At 39.4% G+C, this 22500-nt stretch carries 8 protein-coding genes and 1 tRNA gene; 5 read left to right on the plus strand and 4 right to left on the minus strand.

Annotation, left to right across the window (positions count from 1 at the left end):
• Nucleotides 1-338 precede the first annotated feature (338 nt).
• The 4 genes from ACKC4Y_RS06470 to ACKC4Y_RS06485 form a co-directional block, all read right to left on the minus strand.
• Complete coding sequence (locus ACKC4Y_RS06470; RefSeq protein WP_409360961.1) at nt 339-3767, minus strand: autotransporter outer membrane beta-barrel domain-containing protein; 3429 nt, start codon at nt 3765-3767, stop codon at nt 339-341.
• Nucleotides 3768-4204: 437 nt separating this feature from the next.
• Complete coding sequence (locus tag ACKC4Y_RS06475) at nt 4205-7030, minus strand: autotransporter outer membrane beta-barrel domain-containing protein (protein ID WP_409360962.1); 2826 nt, start codon at nt 7028-7030, stop codon at nt 4205-4207.
• A 435-nt stretch (nt 7031-7465) separates the two neighbouring features.
• Nucleotides 7466-10534 (minus strand): autotransporter family protein, encoded by a 3069-nt coding sequence (locus tag ACKC4Y_RS06480; protein WP_409360963.1) that lies wholly within the window; start codon nt 10532-10534, stop codon nt 7466-7468.
• Between the two features lie 644 nt (nt 10535-11178).
• Nucleotides 11179-18150 (minus strand): autotransporter outer membrane beta-barrel domain-containing protein, encoded by a 6972-nt coding sequence (locus tag ACKC4Y_RS06485; RefSeq protein ID WP_409360964.1) that lies wholly within the window; start codon nt 18148-18150, stop codon nt 11179-11181.
• Nucleotides 18151-18346: 196 nt separating this feature from the next.
• Here ACKC4Y_RS06485 and ACKC4Y_RS06490 point away from each other — a divergent pair, with 196 nt between their 5' ends.
• The 5 genes from ACKC4Y_RS06490 to ACKC4Y_RS06510 all read left to right on the plus strand — a co-directional run bounded on the left by ACKC4Y_RS06490 (nt 18347) and on the right by ACKC4Y_RS06510 (nt 22212).
• The gene (locus tag ACKC4Y_RS06490; RefSeq protein WP_409360965.1) at nt 18347-19285 is read left to right on the plus strand and encodes a siderophore ABC transporter substrate-binding protein; all 939 of its coding nucleotides are present in this window, start codon (nt 18347-18349) and stop codon (nt 19283-19285) included.
• A gap of 110 nt (nt 19286-19395) precedes the next feature.
• The gene (locus ACKC4Y_RS06495; RefSeq protein ID WP_409360966.1) at nt 19396-20352 is read left to right on the plus strand and encodes an ABC transporter permease; all 957 of its coding nucleotides are present in this window, start codon (nt 19396-19398) and stop codon (nt 20350-20352) included.
• Nucleotides 20345-21295, plus strand: a complete 951-nt coding sequence (locus ACKC4Y_RS06500) for an iron chelate uptake ABC transporter family permease subunit (RefSeq protein ID WP_409360967.1) — start codon at nt 20345-20347, stop codon at nt 21293-21295. The genes ACKC4Y_RS06495 and ACKC4Y_RS06500 overlap by 8 nt, the downstream gene beginning before the upstream one ends.
• On the plus strand, nt 21292-22050 hold the full coding sequence (locus ACKC4Y_RS06505) for an iron ABC transporter ATP-binding protein (RefSeq protein ID WP_409360968.1): 759 nt from the start codon (nt 21292-21294) through the stop codon (nt 22048-22050). The genes ACKC4Y_RS06500 and ACKC4Y_RS06505 overlap by 4 nt, the downstream gene beginning before the upstream one ends.
• A gap of 88 nt (nt 22051-22138) precedes the next feature.
• Nucleotides 22139-22212 (plus strand) — tRNA-Gln (locus ACKC4Y_RS06510).
• The last annotated feature ends 288 nt before the right edge of the window (nt 22213-22500 follow it).

Raw genomic sequence — 22500 nt, forward strand, 5'->3', positions numbered from 1 at the left:
ACGATTTGTGCTTGTTATTTTCAAAAAGTGGGGACCAAAGAAAAAAGATAAATTTATCAAAAAAGCAATTATCCCAAAAATAGTTTTAGTAGGTTTGCACGAATGAGGATAAATCACAATGTGGCAAGGATCTTTGAGAGTATTGAGCACAAAATTTGATCTCATTTTTAAGAAGAAAAACTTCAAAACAACTAAAAAATCCAAATAAAAAGCGCATTAAAAACGAATAAAATATCTTTCTTCAAAAATACTAAGCAAAATAAAACTTTTTAAGAAAGAGAAAAAGCCACAAGCTGTGCTTGTGGCTTTTAAAAGAATTAGTCAAAAACATGACGCAACTAAAACTGATAGCGCAAGCCCCCAGAAAAACTGACTCCAGAAAAACCAGCCTTTGTGAGCTTGTGCTGATAAACAAGATCACCATGAAAGGCAAACTTTGAAGACAATCGAGCATTAACACCCAATCCAGCTTCCAGCGAAGAACCAAAAGCTCCCAATTGAAAAGCATCTTTGAAATGCACAGTTTGTTTTTCACCAAACCCATGGGTAAAATGAAGCTTCCCATTAAAGGAAACAACACGCCCTTCCTCAGATGCAGCAAGGGTTTTTGTTAAACGTCCACCAACACGCATCACCCACTGGTCGGGCTTCTTCATCTCAATATCAAAACCGTCGATATCAGATGCCTTATCAAATCGTAAATTTTGATAAACAATCTGAATTTGCGGATCAAAAACAAAACCTTTCTGTCCTGTCATAAACGCTTTACCAACAGTCAATGAAGCACTCAGAGGATGGCTCTTTAATGTTGCAGTCTTGCCCCTTGCAAGGGTGAGAACATCACCTTTCAACAAACCATAAGAGAAAAGACCATCGACATAAAAACCAGCATCATGCTGCATGCTACCATATGCGGTAGCAGTCCATTTATCAAATGAACTCTTTTGGCTCTGTTTAACATCTTGAGGCTGGAGAGAAAGTTTGCCATAAGTCCCCATAACCCCAAAAGATATGGCACTGTCAGCATTTTCAATTGTTCTCAGCAAAATGCCCGCCTCTATAGCATTATAGTTAAAATCACCTCCGTAGCCATATTCAAGGGCAGACAAATCTGAAGCATAGTGGTAACTTCCGCCATAACCACGGAAAAATGAAGCAGGATTTTCACGAATTTCTAACATGCCACTAGAAGTCGTCCGCAAGGTCTCTAACTGTTTATTTTGATTATTAATATCCACCAAACCGGCATGGAATAAGCCATTTGGTAAGAGAAGATAAGTCGGAACTTGCGGAACAACAGATCTTACAGCCTTTTGAGGAAGAACAGACCCAGCCTCAAGAGCAACACCCTCAGAAGATACTGGAACAATATCCGTAACAGGAATATCTGCAGGAGGTGTACGCTTAAGAGCGGTAGGACTATGTTTACCATCACCAAACATTGCAGGTGTGCTAGGTGTGACAGATGCAGAACTTCTAGATGAACTAGAGATACTCGGAATATTAACAACAGAAGATCCGGAAGATTCAGCTCTCCCCAACTCAAGAGTTTCGAAAGGCTCTTCTTCATAATCACTAGAATAGTCAAAACTAGGATAACTAGGAACATAACCACTTTCATAATCATCCGCACCTATATCTTCATTTGCATCTAATTCCGAAGATATCATAGGTAAAGAAGCTTGAACTAAAGCAGTAGACACCTCATTCTCAGATGTGTCAGATCTCCCAAGACCAGCAGACAAAGGACCTCTAGAGACAGCAACGCTAGATGAAGGATTTTCTGTAGGCAAAGAGGTCAAAGAATCCGCAGAGGCAACATATTCCCCCATATTAGCCAAATCAGCTCTCCCCAACTCAAGAGTTTCGAGAGGTTCTTCTCCATAATTACTAGGATAGAGATAAATATGACCATCCTCATCTATCTCTGCATCTTCATCTAATTTCAAAACCATCAAAGGTGAAGGAGATGGAACTAAAGCAGTAGACACCTCATCCTCAGATGTGTCAGATCTCCCAAGACCAGCAGACAAAGAACCTCTAGAGACAATAGAAGGCGCAGAGCCTGAAGAAAATGAATTACCTCGAGGAGGAACAGCAGCTGCAGCCCCATTAAAAGACGTGGAAACAGGAGAGACAACATATTCGTTTTCTAAACGAAAATCCCAAAAATCGTCTCCTTCACCTGCAACTAATCTTTGAGAAGGATCCGCTTTCCCTAAATCAGAGCTTGGTCCATAAGCACGGAGTCTGTACTTATAAGGCGAATTTTTCAACGTAACATAATCACCCTCCAACCGAAAAGAACTCTCCTCTGCCTTTCCAGAAACCTGAATAATTGAAAGACTTTCATTATTTCCACCCCTCCCCGTAGATTCCTTTGGACTTCCTGAAACAGCTTGCACATGTACTGTTGTTATTCCAGAAACATCACCATTAATCAAAACACGATCGGTCTTTTGATTTTCTTTAGAACCACCACTATTCAGATATGTGTTAAGATAAATGTGCGCACCATCCTGCGCCTTATAAACCTCACCTGTTCCTTTTCCAATGCGGAGTGTTTGATAATCATTAATTGTATCGGATTCTGATTTTTCAAAAACAATAGAAGAACCATCAATAAGATGTATCAATGAAATCGATGAATCACCTATAGAGCTAGAAGCTTGCACGTTTTTAGCTTGTGGTCGCTTTAAAGTCCATTTTGATCCTCCACTCAACCGAAATTCAGCATGAGAATTTTCATCAATACGAGCCCCCCCTAAAAGGGTAGAATTCTTTGTAGAGACAACCTCCACAAAAGAACCATCCTCAAGCTTCAGCAATAAATCTCCAGAAAGTGTAGAATTTTGAAGTATAATAGAACCAGCAGATTTTCTGCTATAAATAGCCGCACTATTTGGAACCGTAAACTTAGTATCCTGTAAATAAACATCCCCGCGCAGTAATGCACCTCCTTGCCACAACCATTCGGGTGAACTGCTCTCCCACAAATCATTAAATTTTTCTTCATTATTCTTCTTTTCTAGATCGTTAAACTGGTTATATTGGTACTTTCGCTTATCAAAAAGAACACCATAAGATGTATAACCCTCCACTACAACATTGGAATGAAAAAAATCAATATGGCTAAGAATTCCCAGAAATGAGACGCCATGGGCATTAGAAACCTTAACAGTGCCTTTGTTAAAACGGATACGGCCAGAAGTCTTGAACATCTGAAAAACTGAATTCATACTATTGTTATTTACATTCGGCGCCTGACTACTCTTTTGGATTATAGAAACGTCCTTTAAAAAAACTTGCCCTCCTTCGCTTGTTTGAACTGCGACACCATTTGTAAAGTCAATTGCTCCTTTTTCTATCTTAACGTCTCCCCATGTATCGGCCACTATACCATACTTCCAAGAGCTATTATCCAAACTATCACTACTTGAAGCCTCCTTAATAGTTATATCCTTCCCTATAATCACTGTCTTATCTCCAAATGCTTCTATAGCTACTTCGTTTTCACCAGTTATCTGATAAGTTTTCTTGGAAATGGAGTGCGTTGCACCATCCTTGCACCGATAAGATGAAGCATTTACATCACATGAAAAATTATTCTTACCATTTTCCGCCTTACCACCACCAACATCATTAGCTTGTACCGCATGATTAGTGCCATTATCGTTTTCCACTTTAGCACCTGCATTGTGCACAAAAAAAAGAACAGCTGTTGTGACAGCACATAATGAAAGATGATTTTTAAATACTTTTACCATAATCATACCATAATTTCTTTTCACTACTTGATTTAAAGAACTCACACCTTGCTAGATTAACCAGCAAAATTGCTTTACTAAGAGCCACAGCTAACACATTATGTTTAGATAGTCGCGTGTTATTAGTTTAATTTGTGTTTTATGTAAGTTCAAAATAAGAAATTACTAAAAAGAAAATTATCCAAAACATAGTTTTAGTAAGTTTGCACGAATGAGGATAATTCACAATGCGGCAAGGATCTTGGAGAGTATTGATCACAAAATCTAATCTCATTTTCAAGAAGAAAAACTTCAAAACAACTAAAAAATCCAAATAAAAAGCGCATTAAAAACGAATAAAATATCTTTCTTCAAAAATGCTAAGCAAAATAAGAAAGAGAAAAAGCCACAAGCACAGCTTGTGGCTTTTAAAAGAATTAGTCAAAAACATGACGCAACTAAAACTGATAGCGCAAGCCCCCAGAAAAACTGACTCCAGAAAAACCAGCCTTTGTGAGCTTGTGCTGATAAACAAGATCACCATGAAAGGCAAACTTTGAAGACAATCGAGCATTAACACCCAATCCAGCTTCCAGCGAAGAACCAAAAGCTCCCAATTGAAAAGCATCTTTGAAATGCACAGTTTGTTTTTCACCAAACCCATGGGTAAAATGAAGCTTCCCATTAAAGGAAACAACACGCCCTTCCTCAGATGCAGCAAGGGTTTTTGTTAAACGTCCACCAACACGCATCACCCACTGGTCGGGCTTCTTCATCTCAATATCAAAACCATCGACATCAGATGCCTTATCAAATCGTAAATTTTGATAAACAATCTGAATTTGCGGATCAAAAACAAAACCCTTATGTCCTGTCATAAACGCTTTACCAACAGTCAATGAAGCACTCAGAGGATGGCTCTTTAATGTTGCAGTCTTGCCCCTTGCAAGGGTGAGAACATCACCTTTCAACAAACCATAAGAGAAAAGACCATCGACATAAAAACCAGCATCATGCTGCATGCTACCATATGCGGTAGCAGTCCATTTATCAAATGAACTCTTTTGGCTCTGTTTAACATCTTGAGGCTGGAGAGAAAGTTTGCCATAAGTCCCCATAACCCCAAAAGATATGGCACTGTCAGCATTTTCAATTGTTCTCAGCAAAATGCCCGCCTCTATAGCATTATAGTTAAAATCACCTCCGTAGCCATATTCAAGGGCAGACAAATCTGAAGCATAGTGGTAACTTCCGCCATAACCACGGAAAAATGAAGCAGGATTTTCACGAATTTCTAACATGCCACTAGAAGTCGTCCGCAAGGTCTCTAACTGTTTATTTTGATTATTAATATCCACCAAACCGGCATGGAATAAGCCATTTGGTAAGAGAAGATAAGTCGGAACTTGCGGAACAACAGATCTTACAGCCTTTTGAGGAAGAACAGACCCAGCCTCAAGAGCAACACCCTCAGAAGATACTGGAACAATATCCGTAACAGGAATATCTGCAGGAGGTGTACGCTTAAGAACGGTAGGAGTATGTTTACCATCACCAGATGTTTGAACATATTCATTTTCTAGGCGAAAATTCCAAAATTTTCCACCATTCTGAACAAATTTCTGTCTAATATGCTCTTGCTCTACAGTAGCTTTTGGGGAGTAAGAACGAAGAACATATTTATAAGGTGCCCCATTCAGTGCAACATACTGGCCATTCAATTGAAAAGAATCAAGACATGCATTCCCATAAACCTGAATAATCGGAACACTATGAGCATTCTCACTGTTACCTTCTCCTACGTTGCCCGAAACGCCCTGTACATGTACTATCGTTTTTCCCTTAACATCACCATGAATTACAAGCCGATCAGTTACTTGACTATCACTCGTATCATTGGGATTTAAACGTGCATTCAAGAGAATCCAAGGATCACCAAATGCCTCATAAACAATACCTTCCCCTTTTCCAATACGGAGTGTTTGATAATCATTAATTGTATCGGATTTTGATTTTTCAAAAATAATAAAACTATTATCGAGATCGACCGACGAAATAAATGAATAATTACCTAATTGAGAACCAGAAGAAGCAGAATCTGGCATTTTTTTATATTTTGGCCGCGATAAAATCCATTTTGACTTATTTTGTAATCTTAGCGTAGCAGTAGCATTTTCATCAACATGAGTTCTCCCTATAAGAGTAGAAGCATCAGCTATAATCTTTACAGTGGAATTTTCCTCAGCCCTCAGTAATAAATCTCCAGAAATTTTTGAATCTTGTGAAAACTTAATTATACTATAAAACTTAGTGCTATAAAGAGCTGCACTGTTTGGAACGGCAAAAACTGTCTTTATTAAATTGATCCGCGCTTGAGGAGGGGAAGTTTTTTTTGACTCGTCATTAAGTAGCTTCTCCTCCCCCAAAAAGCGCATACCATAAAATGTATTACCTTTCACTGTAATAGTAGAGTTTTTAATATCAGCCTGACTCTCATTACCTTCCTGCAATAAAAGGCCATGGGCATTGACAACATCAACACCACCGTTAGAAAACTCAACAAAACCACCTTGGAGTATATGAAAAGCTGAATTATTGTTATAATTTTCTGCATTCATCATTTGGTGGCCCTCATCTGTAATAGAAGCACCATTTGAAATAAAATGTCCTTTTCCTTTTACTTTAACTCCAACACCACCAGTCGTAATCTTTGTATTAGTTAAATAAACGGAACTGCTAGAATCGCTCACATCGCGAACTATAGAAATACCAGTCTCCATTGCATCAATTGACCCACCGAACAGTGTAACGGTCCCCCCCTTATGAGCTTTCACTCCCACTAAAATATTACGCAAAGCCGAATTATTCAAAGAGAGTCCTGCTGTGTTCGATACCTTTACCCCATACTGCAAAAAGTCTTTTTCCGAATTACCATTTGCACTCAACGTACCATTAACCTTTATATTATTACCTCTAACATTTGTACCTTTCTCAGATACCTCTATGGCTGCATCAATACCATTAGGCATTTTATTTGTTAATGAATAAAATTTATTAGAAATTTCATGCACTGCACCATCGTTGCACCGATAAAATGGAGCACTTTCATTACATGAAACTTGATTTTCACCATTTTCCGCCATAGCATTCACAATAGCATTAGCTTGTACCGTATTATTAGTGGCATTATTCCTTTCCACTTTAGCACCTGCATTGTGCGCAAAAAAAAGAACAGCTGTTGTGACAGCACATAATGAAAGATGACTTTTAAATACCTTTACCATAATTCTACCATAATCCCTTTTCTACCATCTGATTAAAAGGCCCCACACCTTGCCAAACTATCCTAACCAAGAGAAGCAATTTAACACATTGTATTAAAAATATTAAATCATATTAATGCGATTTGTGTTTTATGTAAATTTGAAATAAGAAATCACTAAAGAAACAGTGATCTAAAAATAGTTTTAGTAAGTTTGTATGAATAGAACAAATCTTTATGAAACAGGAGTTTGGAAAACTGTCGATCACAAAAACTGATCGAGTTTCCCATGAATACAAACTTCAAAAAAACTAAAAAGATCCAAATAAAAAGCGCATTAAAACACGTAAAATATCTCTCTTAAAAAGAGCCAGGCAATATAAACTTTTTAAGAAAGAGAAAAAGCCACAAGCTGTGCTTGTGGCTTTTAAAAGAATTGTTCAAAAACATAACAAAACTAGAAATGATAACGCATTCCACCAGAAAAACTAGTACCAGAAAAACCAGCCTTAGTTAGCTTATGCTGATAAACCAGATCACCATGAAGTACAAATTTTTGAGACAATTGAGCATTAAAACCTAATCCCGTTTCTAGCGAAGAACCAAAAGCTCCCAGCTGAAAAGCATCTTTAAAATGCACAAATTGTTTTCCTCCAAAACCATGCGCAAGATGGAGTTTGCCATAGAACGACACAACACGTGCCTCATCGGCTGCAGCAAGAGTTTTTGTTAAACGCCCACCAACACGTGCCACCCACTGATCAAGTTTGCCCATATCAATACCAAAGTTATCAATATCACGGGCCTTATTAAACTGAAGACGCTGATAAACAACCTGAACTTGTGGATCAAAAGCAAAACCTCTATCCCCTATCATAAATGCTTTACCAGCAGTTAATGAAGCGCTTAGAGGATTTCCCTTTAACGTTGCAGCCTTTCCACGTGCAAGTGTAAGGACATCACCCCTAAACAGACCATAGGATAAAAGACCATCAGCATAAAAGCCTGTATCCCACTGCATACCACCATATGCCGTAACTGCCCATTTATCAAAAGTGCTTTTTTGGCTCTGTTTAACGTCAAGAGGCTGTAGAGAAAATCTTTCGTAAGATCCTATCACCCCAAAAGAAGTGGCGCCATATGCATTTTCAATTGTGTTCAATAAAACACCTGCCTCTATAGCATTATAATCAAGCTCACCTCCATAACCATATTCAAGCGCGGAAAGATTTGAGCCATAACGGTGACGACCACCATAACTCCGCACAAAAAAGGCAGGATTTTCACGAATTTCTAACATGCCATTGGAAGCAGTTCGCAAAGCTTCTAACCGCTTACCTTGATTGCCAATATTCATCAATCCTGCATGAAACAAAGCATTTGGCAAGAGCAGATAAGTCGGAACTTGTGGAACAACATCCTTAACTTCCGGCTTAGGAAGAGGATAAGGTTCCGGAGCTGGTCTTGGATAAGGTTCTGGTCCCGGAATTGGACCCGGTCCAGGTGCTGGTCTAGGCTCAGGTCCAGGTCCAGGACTAGGATCTGGTTCAGGTTTAGGTCCAATATATCTATTTTCGAGACGAAAATCCCAAAAATTTCCGCTACCTTTTACCAATCTCTGAGCAGGATCCGCTTCTCCCAAACCAGACGCTGGACCATAAGCATAAAGCCTATACTGATAAGGTGTTCCATGCAGCGCAACATAATCACCATCCAACTGAAAAGAATCCTTCTCTGCCTTTCCAGAAACCTGAATAATTGAAATACCTTGATTATTTCCACCACTCCCTGTAGATCCCCCTAGACTTCCTGAAACAGCTTGCACATGTACTGTTGTTATTCCAGAAACATCACCATCAATCAAAACACGATCGGTCTTTTGATTTTCTTTAGAACCACCACTATTCAGATATGTGTTAAGATAAATGTGCGCACCATCCTGCGCCTTATAAACCTCACCTGTTCCTTTTCCAATGCGGAGTGTTTGATAAGTGTAATTCTGATCAGGTTTTGATTTTATAAACTTAATAGTACTATCACCCATAAGGCTTAGTAATGAAACAGATGAATCAGCTGTCCAACCAACTCCATGCGGCTCTCTTTGTTGCTTTTGTTGTAAAATCCATGTCGAACCAGCACCAAAATAAAGTTCAGCATTAGAATTCTCATCAACATAAGCACTTCCCTCAAGAGTAGAAGCACTTGCTAAAACTTTCACTAAAGCACCCTTATCAACTCTTAACAATGAACGTCCAGAAAGAGTACTTTGCATTAAATTGACAACTCCAAAAGTTTTGTCAGTACTATGAATAGCTACACTATCTGGAACGAAAAACATCGTTTTTCTTATATTAATGGCCTCCAATCTAGGTGACTTTTTTTCCTCATTTGAATCCTCGTTATCCAAATCTTCACTCCCCGGTTTTTCTCCCCGAAAATAGATACCGTAGGATTTGTCTCCATTCACTGTAACAGAAGAAGATGTAATATTAACCTCAGTTACACGATTATTCTTTAACAATTCTCTATTTGGCGGAAGCGAATTAAAAGTAGCTACAGTGTTTTCTGATAATATGCCATGAGCATCAGTGACATCAACAATCCCCTTAAAATCAACAGAACCACCTACATCCATTAAAAAAACCGCGTGATTTTTTTCCTTACTTCCCTTTCCAGTAATATTAACATCATCGAGCTTTACCTTCCCACCTAATGTCGAAGAAATCCCATGACCATTCGTAAAGTTAATTGATCCATCCCCCATCCAGATTTCTGAACGATCATAACTCAAAAGGCTTGCCTTCCCACCGCTTGTATTAATTTTTGTATCCTCTAAAAGAACAAATGCATTATCTATTGCCTCAACACCCTTCTTGCTTTCCGCAATAATTCCCTTTTCTACCTCAATTATTCCATTGCTAGCATAAAGAGCTGTACCTGCATTCTTGAGCTTCAAATTTTTTAAAACAATCTTGCCATCCTCTGATACAGAAACACCGCGTGTAAAAGATTTATCAGAAACTTCACTGCTAACAGTTATATTTTTTCCAACAACTTTTGTTCCCACCCCCTTTACTGTTATAGCAGTAACATTAGAGGGATAATTGGAAAAGTTCCTATGCGTAATCTTAAAAGATTTATCATCAATTATGTCCATTCCGCAGTTAAAACATAAATATGATTTATTCTCCCCTTCTAAACCCCAATGACCATATTTGACATAACCGCCTCCCTTCCCCTTATAACCACTATATCCACCAAGTTCATTACGATTACTCCCACTAAGTCTGTTAAGAACTTCATATCCATCGATATACCCGTTTGGGGGAAAGTTGATATTACCACGCATGATAGGGATTTCTCCCCCACCTGTCTGCCCATTGATTGGAATAACACTGATATCAACACCATCACTATAAGCTCCCCCCCCAACACTTGCACAAACCCCTATTCCGCTTTGGAGTAAAGAAAGGATAGCCGTTGTGAAAGTACATAAACATACATGATTTCTAAAAATCTTAATCATAGTTCCCTCGAAACTTCATTTCCCCTCTCATTGAAAATAAAAGCATCGATAAAAACATCTCGCTGAACACCCTAAAATACAAAAAAGGTGAAACCTAAAGAATGCATTTACTGCTCATTTGATTAGTGCAACGCATTATTCAAATAAATTCAGCGGCAAATTTTCTTGAAACAAAACGACCACTTATAAGTGAATAATAATTCTACGCACTTTATAGGTGTATAATACATTCTGTATTTCGTGTAAAGCAAAAATAAAATCAATGCGCGTAATTATTCAAAATTACAATCAAAAATTGTGAGATCAAAAGATTGATCAAAGATATAAGTGAAAAAAATGCCTGAATCAGTAACAACTAATTCTAAAAAAGCTCGCTTTAGGAGCATTAAACATATGGCGGATAAATCAGAAGCACCATAAAGTAGAATACTTTAAGATATTATACACAAACACTGAATCCCCTTGCCATTTAAATGGCCTAAAATAAAATCGATTACTGTATCGTATTATTATCACCAAAATTTAAAAAATTTCCCTTTAGCATAAAAGGGGTTGATTAAGGTCATCAACTGCTTTCACGTGCAAAATATAAAGGCAGCACACTGTGCTGCCTTTATATAAAGGGTACGGTACCGTACCTGATCTTAAAACTGATAGCGCAATCCCCCAGAAAAACTGGTTCCAGAAAAACCTGCCTTGGTAAGTTTATGCTGATAAACCAGATCACCATAAAGAGAAAACTGCGAAGACAATTTGGCGTTAAAACCCAATCCAGCTTCTAGCGAAGAACCGAAAGCACCTAATTGGAAAGAATCTTTGAAACGCACTGTTTGTTTTTCTCCAAAACCATGCACAAAATGAAGCTTACCATAGAAGGCAACAGCATTCATACCCTCAGATCCTGTAGGCGTCTTGATCAAACGTCCACCAACACGTGCCACCCACTGATCAAGTTTACCCATCTCAATGTCAAAGTGGTCAATATCACGGGCCTTACTAAACTGGAGATGTTGATAAACAACCTGAACCTGCGGATCGAGTACAAAACCTTCATACCCCGTTGCAAATGACTGACCACCAGTCAATGAAACACTGAGAGGGTTACCCTTCAACGTTGCAGTCTTACCCCTTGCGAGGGTGACAACATCACCTTTCAACAAACCATAGGAGAGAAGACCATCTACATAGAAACCTGCATCATGCTGCATGCTACCATACACCGTAGCAGTCCATTTATCAAAGGCACTTTTCTGACTTTGTTCAACATCCACAGGTTGCAGAGAAAGCTTTCCATAAGATCCCATAGCCCCAAAGGACATAGCAATGTCAGCGCTTTCGATCGTTTGTAACAAGATGCCAGCCTCTACACCATTATAGCTAAGATCTCCTCCGTAACCATATTCAATGACAGACAGATCCGAAGCATAACGGTAACTCCCACCATAGCCACGCAGATATAAAGCAGGATTTTCACGAATCTCTACCATTCCATTGAAAGTAGTCCGAAGTATTTCCAACTGCTTGTTTTGATTACTTATATCCATCAAACCAGCATGTAATATACTATTTGGTAAAGTCAGATAAGTCGGAACTTGCGGAACGACAGACCTTACACCTCGTTCGGAATGAGAAGATGATTCTACCATAGAGACAACATTTGCATCAAAACCACCAGACTTGACATACTGATTCTCTAAACGGAAATTCCAAAATGCCCCGCCATCCTTCATAAATCTCTGCTGAACATGTTCCTCTTTCGAAGTCATTTCTGGACCATAAGAACGAAGAGTATATTTGTAAGGTGAATTCCCCAGCGCGACATAATCACCATCCAGTCGGAAGGAATCTTTCTCTGCTTTTCCATAAACCTGAATAATGGAAACACTATGTGCTTTTTTAACGTCAGCCTTATCTTTTGCTACACTATCATCAGAAACACCGCGCACATGCACTATAGTTTTTCCAGAAACATCACCGTGAATCAAAAGCCTATCAGCCATTTGATCCTCTCTTGAATCATGGGGATTTAAACGTGCGTTGAGAAAAATTGAAGCATTACCAGAAGCACTGTAGACAATACCTCTTCCTTCTCCGATGCGAAGTGTCTGATACCCTAAATCTTCAGATTCTGAGGGTACAAACTCTATACTGCTATTTACAAGATTTACAGAGGAAACACACGAATCCATGCATTTTAAATCAAGAGCTTGCAAACCCTGATGCATACTTCTCTTTAGAAGCCACTCTGATCTATTAGTCAAATCTAATTGGGCATAAGAACTTTCATCAACACGCGCACCACCTGCAATAATAGAATTATCAACCGAAAGCGATATATTAGAATTATTCTCAGCTTTCAAAAGTAAGTCGCCAGAAAGAGTTGTTCTATTTTCCAAGAAAACACGACCACCAGAATTATTACCATAAACAGCTATATTTTTTAGGACTTCGAAATCTGTTCTTTTCAATGAAACCGTTCCCATTATGCCTATAGGTGTTTTTTTCTGTAAAGGTACAGTACTCCGCTCAACACTCCTTGTTTTCCTAGCAGAATTCCCATTTACAACCTGATTCCGCCCACCTGCTGTTTTTTGTGCCGTACCATCAAAATATATACCATAGGACCTATCGCCTTCCACTCTAACAGTAGAAAATTCGATATTAGCGCGATTCATAGAGGGACGAACGTCAGAAGATCTCTTTCTCCTAAAAGCGTCAGTCTTAACAGTGTTACCATTGTCCCTAATCCACAAACCATTGGCATCAGTAACAACACTTCCCTCAGTAAAATCAACAGAACTATTATCACTCAACAGAAAAGCCGCACGCCCAAACCTCTCGGGAACACCCGATTGCTGGCTTTGCTTTTTCGCAACAATCCCCACTTTGTTTAATGTAATACTTCCCCCCGTTTCCGATCTAACTGCCACTCCTTCTGAAAGAGCAATATTCCCAGAGCTCATGGCTATCTTACCACCATCACTAGCCAGACCCGCAGCAGCTGAATCTCCTTCCACAGTGATATTTGTAGAAGCTAAATCAACGGATGACCCAGAACCCGCCAAAGCACCCACATAACGAGTATTAACAGTCCCACCAATCACCTTGACCTTTCCACCTCTTTGCGCTTCAAGCCCAATCATGGAAGACTTTACTGTTGATTTTTGACTCAAAACAACCTCTGCACCCTCTTCTGCAAGTACAGCACTTACAGGTCGAGTAAGATCAACATTATTTTTACTTTCAGAAGAATCCGCACTACTAATGGTAGTAGCTTCTAGATTAATAACTGTATTCCCACCCTTTGCATGCACAGGATGCTGAGTATTGTTACTTGCCTTAAGGGTAATGTTCTTCATTGTATGTGATTTCCCATCACTGCACGAATAGGGAACAGACAACCCACCCGTACCATTTCCTGCCGTATCATTACACTGAGAAGAAACTGCTTTTACACCAGCATTCTTAACGGATGGAACAGAAGATAACTCCGATCTCCCTAAAGTAGAAGATGAATCAACTCTCCCTGAAGCAGCTGATGAAGCAACTTTCCCTGAAGTAGCTGATGAAGTAACTTTCCCTGAAGTAGCTGATGAAGTAACTTCCCCTGAAGCAGTTGATGAAGTAACTTCCCCTGAAGCAGCTGATAAAATACGCCGTACAGGCGCAGTAGGTGCAGGCGCAGTAGGTGCAGGCGCCTTAGTTACAGAAACAGCAGATGTAACAGGTGTTACAGATGCAGAATTTCTAGACGCATTAGAGACACCAGGAACAGTAGAAGATCCTGAGGATAGAGTAACAGTATTTACAGCCTCGTCAGACCTAGCAGGTGGACTAGACGCAGAAGGCTCTTCAGAGACAGAACCGCCAGATGAAGAAGCAGTAGATGCAACAGATGAAGATACAACGTCTATTCCTCTAGATTCTTCTTCTCCAGATTCTTCATTCATTTCTTCAGAATCTTCATCTATTTCTTCAACAATGCCTATTCCTTCAGAATCTTCAGATCTCCCATGCACAACAAATCTTGCATACGAGGTAGGATTGCTAAACATAATGATATCTCCATCAGCCGCTCTAAAAGTTCCATCAGGTAGTTTAGTAACGCCTTCAGTAATACGAATGCTTCCATCAGGCTCTATTGCCAAACCATCAGGCAGCCCAATATATACACCCTCATCTGTAACGTCTTTTGTAACTTCAAACTTCACAATAGTTCCATCAGGCTTTTTTATAAGAACAAAGTCAGGAAAAGATTCCGTAGAGAAAACATATTCCCCCGTGGCACCCTCTAAAAGTCCTTCTTCATAAAGACCAGAATTGTCAAAACTAGGATAGTAAGGAACATAGCCATCTACACCTGCGTTTTCATTTTCACCTAATTCCGAAGCAGGAGACATCTCACCCTCAGATGTGTCAGATCTCCCAAGACCAGTAGACGAGACACCTCCAGATACAGTAGAAGGCGCAGAACCTGAAGGAAGATTTTCTACCATTTCAGATCCTCCATCTACACCGCCTAAACTCCCGAGTACATCTTCCGACGGTGGAGAACCAGCAGGCGTATCCCCATTAGGAGGCGTGGGAAGAGGAGGTACAACGGGAGCACCATCACCTTCTTTACCGGGAACATCACCTACCTTACCTTTATTCTTACCACCATCAGCACCCTTCGTCCTATCTTGAGGAATAGCTTGAGGAACATTAATTGTGAAATTATTAGCAGTAGTATATCCAGGAACAAGAGGTACAACATAATCGTTCTCTAAACGAAAATCCCAAACTGTACTGCTTCCTTGAATTAGCTTTTTATCGAAATACTGCATTTTGGGAGGCATAGTTGGACCATAAGCACGAAGGACATACTTATAAGGCAATCCTTCCCGTGTAATATAATCACCTTTCAGCTTAAAAGAATCCCTCTTTGCTTCTCCAAAAACCTGAATAATTGAAACACTGTAAGGTATATTCCCATCTTTATAAAGTGAGTGCTGATTTTGTTGTGTACCCTCTGAAGTGTCCTGCACATACACCATTGTTTCCCCCTCAACATTACCATGGATCAACACCCTATCAGACACTTGAGCAACACCGGTATTTCTAGGCATCAAATTTGCATTTAAGTAAATACTACTAGCCCCATCAGCACTATAAACCGGGACCATTCCATTTTTATCTCCCTTTTTATATCCCTTTCCAATGCGAAGAGTCCTATATTGATTACTATCCCCTCTTTCCTGATTGTTCCCACTCCTTGAAGAAGAAAAAAATCTAATAGCACTATCTTTAAGTTTTATAGACGAAACACAGGAATCCGCACATCCTGCATTAGAATGTTGCGAACCTCTATATACACTTTCCGTTAAATGCCACTCAGACCCTCCAGATAAAAAGATACGAGCATGAGAATCCTTATCAATGTGAGCAGCACCTACAATTGTAGAATCATTAACCAAAACCGATAAATCAGAACCATGCTCAGCTTTCAACAATAAACCACCCGAAAGTGTTGATTCGTCTTTTACAACGACATAACCACCAAAACTATCACCATAAACAGCTATACCATCAGGAACTCTGAGAGTAGAATTCTTTACAAGAACTGCATGCACCCCAGCTTCATAAGTTCTTACTCCAGCATTTACTGAATTCTGAGACGCATCTCTAACATGTCTTTTCTTGTCTGGCTCATAAAAATATATACCATAAGAATTGCCTTCCGCCTTAATACCCGAACTTTGAATATTAGAAACAATCAAGTTGGTAAATCTAAAGTTTTCAACAACACCTGCAGAAGGTTCAGAATCTCCAGAACGTTTAGAACGCGCAGAATCTTCAACAATAACTTTAGGAACTAAATTTGAATTTTCCTCTATAATAGATGTAGCTTCCATATACGCGCCCAGAACATCATTATAGATAGCATCACTCTTGCTGTGTACAATATCTAATACCCCCTCTTCAATGGAAATAGCACCCGCACTTCCATTTCCCTCACCTTCCGTCAAGAAACGTTGAACCTCATCACTCAAAAAGTCATCCCCTAGCATTAGCACAACAGTATCAGAACCTCCAAATCTTCCATTTTTGAAGGAAAGAGTACCTCCTCGTGACCATAAACCAATACTCTTTATCGAATCTTCTTCTCCAGATTCTTCTCTCTCAGAAACTTCAACAGTTTTTTGTGCCTTAGCAACTCTAAAAGCACTAACAGTGGTCCCATCTAATTGAACAGTTCCCCCTGTTCCCGATACAGCGCCTATTCCACGCTCTGCCACGGTAATTACTCCATCCTTCATCCCTATTACAGATGAAATAGAACCATACAGACCGACTTTACGAGCATTAATGTTTACATTCTCCAAAAAAACTTCCCCACCAGAGACAGCAGCAACACCTAAATAAGTATCTCTAATCGCCCCTCCCCTCATATTGATCTCTCCACCATTAGTAGCCTCAAGCCCAATCAAGAAGCCCTGAATATTTGAGTCCACCAAATCAACTTTTGCATGCCCACTTACCTGTACAGCACTCAAGCCATGCCCCGATTTATTATTCTTAACTGTCCCCTCAACTGCCCCGTCGAGATCGGAAGATGGGGCAGAAAAATTCAAAATATGTCCCGGACCCATTTGAAAAAGACTATCGCCAACAACTTCTCTATTATTTGCATAAATAATAGACATCTGCTCTAAATTAACGGCTATTTTTTTACCATCAGACAAATCATCACCGTTTACATATACGGCAGCTTCGCCCTGACTTACCGCAATAGTCCCTCCAGCTACTGTGTATGCTCCAGCTCGATCACAGGAAATAGGTCCATACAACTGTTTTTGATTAACTAGAGCGAGCAACTCTCCACCTATGTTATCTGGCAACGCTGGCGTAGGCGCAGGCACAGCCGATCTTGCCGCTCTATTTTGCACACCATCTCCATTATCCTGCGCACTGCCTTGCACACTTTGCGAACCAGATGACACATCACCGCTCGCTACCTCAGCCCCACCACCTGGTGTCCCAGCCCCACCACCTGGTGCCCCAGCCACACCACCTGGAACCTCTGCCGCACCTGGCACCCTACCGTTTGCACCCCCGCCATTCGGTGCAGTATCAGGTACATTAACAAAAACATTTCCCGTAGAGTAACAAGCAGACATCATTTTCCCTGTCTCTAGAGCAGGCTGACTCTGACTAGAAATAGACTGACCCTGAACAACTCCACCCTGCACAGAACCATCCACTCTAGGGAGCTGTAAACCGCTAGAATCCAATGTACCCCCACCTACTCCTTGAAGCGAAGGAGTGCTGGGAGGAGATGAAGGATCGCTGGAAGATAGAGAACCGTCGGAAGATGAAGGTAGAGAACCGCCGGAAGATAAAGATGGAGAACCGCCGGAAGATGAAGGATTGCTGGGAGATGTAGTAATGCTGGACCCGCTTCCAAAATATGAACTTAACGAGGAAAGTCCCGACGAGGAGAAGGAAGGAAATGAAAGCACTGAAAATGAAGGCAACCAACTATTCCCCATAGAAACATCCACACCTTGCAAAAAGAAGAAGGCACTCGTTGTTAACGCGTACAAACGCGTACGATTTTTAAATACATTGATCATGTGTCAAACTTTCTAAATATAATTTGTAAAAGCACTAGAATTAAGTGAAAATAAGATAAGCCGTTCATCTCTAACACATGTTAGACGGTTTTACAACATAATGTTTTTTACTAATAAATCATTTTGTGCATAAAAATGTCTAAATTAAACTTTTAAATGAATGAACCCTTTGTAATTAAAGTAAAAGGATGAAATAATGATCAAATATTTGAAATGTGTAACTTCTGTCTTTATTGTTGCTATCAGCTTTGCAACTTTTTTATGGGCAAATGCGAGTGTAAATGCAGCAAATGTGACCATTAATCACGTTTCAGGCACCACGAGTGTTCCCATCTCTCCTCAAAAGGTTATTGTGTTTGACCTTGCATCACTTGATAATATGAATCACCTTGGAATCGAAGCGGTTGCCGGTGTTCCTGAAGGAAAAAAACCTACGTATTTGCAACAATTTGATGATGCAAAATATGAAAAGATTGGCACCCTTTTTGAACCTGATTATGAAAAAATTGCCGCTCTTCAACCCGATCTCATTATTATTTCTTCGCGAACTCAAGCCAAATATAAAGATTTATCTAAAATCGCTCCAACAATTGACCTAACAGTAGGAAATCAAAACTCTCTTGAAGATATTGAACGAAATGTGTCTATTCTTGGAAAAATTTTTGGTAAAGAAAAAGAAGCCGAAGAGCAAATTGCAAAACTCAAAGAAAATTTAGCACAAGTCCGTAAAAGCACTCAGGGGAGAGGTACTGGGCTTATACTCATGACTTCTGGCGGAAAAATAAGCGCTTTGGGTCCACAGTCACGTTTTGATATTTTCCATTCAACATTTGGAATTGCTCCTGCAACCGATAAACTAACCGTGCAAAAACATGGACAACTCATTTCTCCAGAATTTATTTTTGAAACCAATCCTGACTGGTTATTGGTCATCGACCGTGATGCAGCAATTGGGCGAGAAGGACAATCTGCAGCACAACTGCTTAATAATGAACTTGTTCAACGCACAACAGCTGGAAAACAAAACCAAATTATTTATCTGGATTCTTGGAGCTGGTATAGAGCAAGTGGAGGTTTGACTGGGCTTAACGAAACGGCTAAACAACTCAATGAAGCCTTTACAAAAAGCAAGTAAACACACAAATAATTTACTTGTCATAAAATAAATCATAAAATAAAGTTTTAAGAGCAGAAGTGTTTTGTAAAAAAATCTCTGCTCTTTTCTTTATTGGAAAATATCGTAACGTGAAAAATTATTGGATAGCCATAACCATTCTTGCTCTATTATCTATCCTCAGCATTTTTGTTGGTTATTCGGATGTCACCCCTTCCGACCTATTATCAGGCGATCCACATGCGTGGCTTATTTTCTGGCAAACACGTCTTCCTCGTACCATTGCAGTGCTTTTGGTAGGCCCAGCACTTGCACTCTCGGGCATGATTATGCAATTGCTTGCACGCAACCGCTTTGTTGAACCATCAACTGCTGGAACCGTTGAATCTGCTTCTCTTGGCATTCTTTTTGTCATGATTTTTCTGCCCAATATACCTGTTTTAGGGAAAATGCTTGTCACTACAATTTTTGCCATGACTGGCGCACTCCTTTTTATGTTTTTATTACGCCAGATTCCTCTAAAATCTGCCCTTATTGTGCCACTTGCAGGAATCATGCTGGGCTATGTTATTGGCTCCTTAACCAATGCTATTGCGGATCATGAAATGCTTCTTCCCTCTCTTCAAGCCTATTTATTTGGTAGTTTTGCAATGATTCTTGAGGGAAAATACGAACTCTTATGGCTCTCTCTTCCTTTGTGTATTCTTGCTTATTTTACCGCTGACCGCTTTACAGTAGCTAGTCTTGGAGAAGATCTAACCAACAATCTTGGGCTTAATTATCGTAACGTTATGTTTTTTGGTCTTTTTATTGTCGCATCAATCACCGCTGTTGTCGTCTGCACAATCGGCCGTGTTCCTTTCGTTGGACTGATTATTCCAAATATTGTTTCAAATTTCATGGGCGACAATATGCGTCATACAGCTCCTTGGGTAGCAATGAATGGTGCAGGGCTTGTCTTAATCTGTGACATCTTAGGACGAATAATTCATCCCTCTCTTGAAATTCCCATCAGCACTATGATGGGGGTTATTGGGAGCTTTATTTTTATTATGCTGCTTTTACGTTGGAGAAAGCGTCTTGGATAAAAAGAAAGCAAAAACGCTTGTACTAACAACGCTTATCATAAGTGCATGCATCGTAATAAGTCTTTATATGACATGGAATATCAACGTTTATACATGGACATTCCGTTTAACGAAACTCGTCTCTCTTCTTCTCATTGCCTACACAATAAGCGTTTCTACCGTTTTATTTCAAACAGTTGTCAATAATCGTCTTCTTACGCCTTCTATTATGGGCTTTGATCAACTTTATATTTTAATAAAAACCATCACGATTTATTTTCTTGGCTCTCTTTCCTTGCCTTTTTTTAATGAAGAAGGACAACTGATTCTTGAAGCTCTCATTCTCATTGTTTTTTCAATAAGTCTTTTTCGCTGGCTATTTTCAGGAAGCCTCAAAGGGCTTCATTTAACGCTCTTGATTGGTGTTGTTTTAGGGGGCTTTTTTTTCAGCTTACGCATGTTCATGCAATTGCAATTAAATCCAGACCAAATGATGAATTTAACGGACATTATGTTTGCAAACTTTAATAAATTCAATACGTCATTAATAAGCTTTGCCACAATCATTGTCTTCCTTGTAAGTCTGATTGGTTGGCGTTCACGTCACCTACTTGATATTCTGGCTCTCGGACGTGAGAACTCTCTCAATCTTGGAGTTGATTACCATAAAAGTGCTACCGCTATTCTAATATTTGTTTCCATTCTCGTCTCCATTTCTACAGCGCTTGTAGGGCCCGTCACCTTCTTTGGACTATTAGTTGCCAACCTTTCTTATGAACTTTCCCCACAAGCAAAGCACAGTGTTGTTGTTCCAATTGCAATATTATTAGCTATTATTTTTTTGGTTGGTGGGCAGTTTATTTTAGAGCAAATTTTCAATATGGCAGGACGCCTGAGTTTCATTATTGAATTTTGTGGTGGAATCACCTTCTTAATTTTACTGATGAAGGGAAAACTAAAATGATTGAAATCAATCACCTTTCCAAATCTTATGGAGCTAGATTGATTGTTGATAATTTATCCCTTCAGCTTCCAAAAGGAGGAATTATTTCTCTTATTGGCCCCAATGGTTCTGGAAAATCAACTCTTTTGATGATGATAAGACGTCTTTTACCAAGTAATACAGGTACAATTAACGTCGACGGCTTTAATATTGATAAAATGCCTCACGATATTTTGGCGCAAAAGCTTTCAATCCTGCGTCAAGATAATCCTTTATCCTTTCGTCTAACCGTATACGATTTAGTCAGTTTTGGGCGCTACCCATACTCCAAAGGTTGGTATAATAATGAAGATAAACAATTTATTGACAGTGCACTCCGATATTTCGGCTTACAAGACCTAAAAGACTGCTTTTTGGATGAACTTTCTGGTGGACAGCGTCAACGAGCTTTTATCGCAATGGTTATCTGTCAAGATACCGATTATCTTCTGTTAGACGAGCCATTGAACAATCTTGATATGAAACATGCCGTTTCCATGATGAAGCAATTACGCCGCACAGCTGATGAGCTCAAAAAAACCATTCTTATTGTCATGCATGATATTAATTTTGCATCATCCTATTCGGATATGATCGTCGCACTCAAGAATGGTAAAGCAGCCTATTGTGGAACCCCAAAAGAAATTATGCAGCCCAAAATTCTTAAAGACATTTATGATATAGATATTCAGATCCAAACAATTCATGGAGTGCCAATCGCCCTTTATTATCAATAAGTTCCTCTTATGCATTAATAATCACTAAGTTTCTTTTTTGAGCTTGCGTGCCCTACAAAATCTGCTAAAAACGACAACACCTTCTTACTGGGGAATAGTTTAATGGTAGAACAGCGGACTCTGACTCCGTCAATCTTGGTTCGAATCCAAGTTCCCCAGCCAATCTTAATGTATTGTATGTGTGTAGCTTGCCAGCGGGGTTTGTATATTTTGCCTGTAGCTTGCCACTATGTTTTGTATAATTTGACAGCAGGTTTTGTACCAATTTATTTTTTTTCAAAGAGTTTTTAAGGGGTTCTCAAAGGATCTTCAAAGACCTTTCAAAGGGTATTTAGAACCCCTTCCAGGAATCTTTTTCTCTTCTCCTAAAAAGTACAAACTTTACACTTTGAATCTAAGAGTGCTTCACAACCAATCGAAGGTTTAACTTGCCCCTTTGGTGATCTGTTT

The sequence above is a fragment of the Bartonella heixiaziensis genome (assembly GCF_046245125.2).
Taxonomy (GTDB): domain Bacteria; phylum Pseudomonadota; class Alphaproteobacteria; order Rhizobiales; family Rhizobiaceae; genus Bartonella; species Bartonella heixiaziensis.

Coding starts and splice junctions, on each gene's coding strand:
- ACKC4Y_RS06470 (WP_409360961.1), bottom strand. CDS start 3,767: ATGGTAAAAGTATTTAAAAATCATCTTTCATTATGTGCTGTCACAACA.
- ACKC4Y_RS06475 (WP_409360962.1), bottom strand. CDS start 7,030: ATGGTAAAGGTATTTAAAAGTCATCTTTCATTATGTGCTGTCACAACA.
- ACKC4Y_RS06480 (WP_409360963.1), bottom strand. CDS start 10,534: ATGATTAAGATTTTTAGAAATCATGTATGTTTATGTACTTTCACAACG.
- ACKC4Y_RS06485 (WP_409360964.1), bottom strand. CDS start 18,150: ATGATCAATGTATTTAAAAATCGTACGCGTTTGTACGCGTTAACAACG.
- ACKC4Y_RS06490 (WP_409360965.1), top strand. CDS start 18,347: ATGATCAAATATTTGAAATGTGTAACTTCTGTCTTTATTGTTGCTATC.
- ACKC4Y_RS06505 (WP_409360968.1), top strand. CDS start 21,292: ATGATTGAAATCAATCACCTTTCCAAATCTTATGGAGCTAGATTGATT.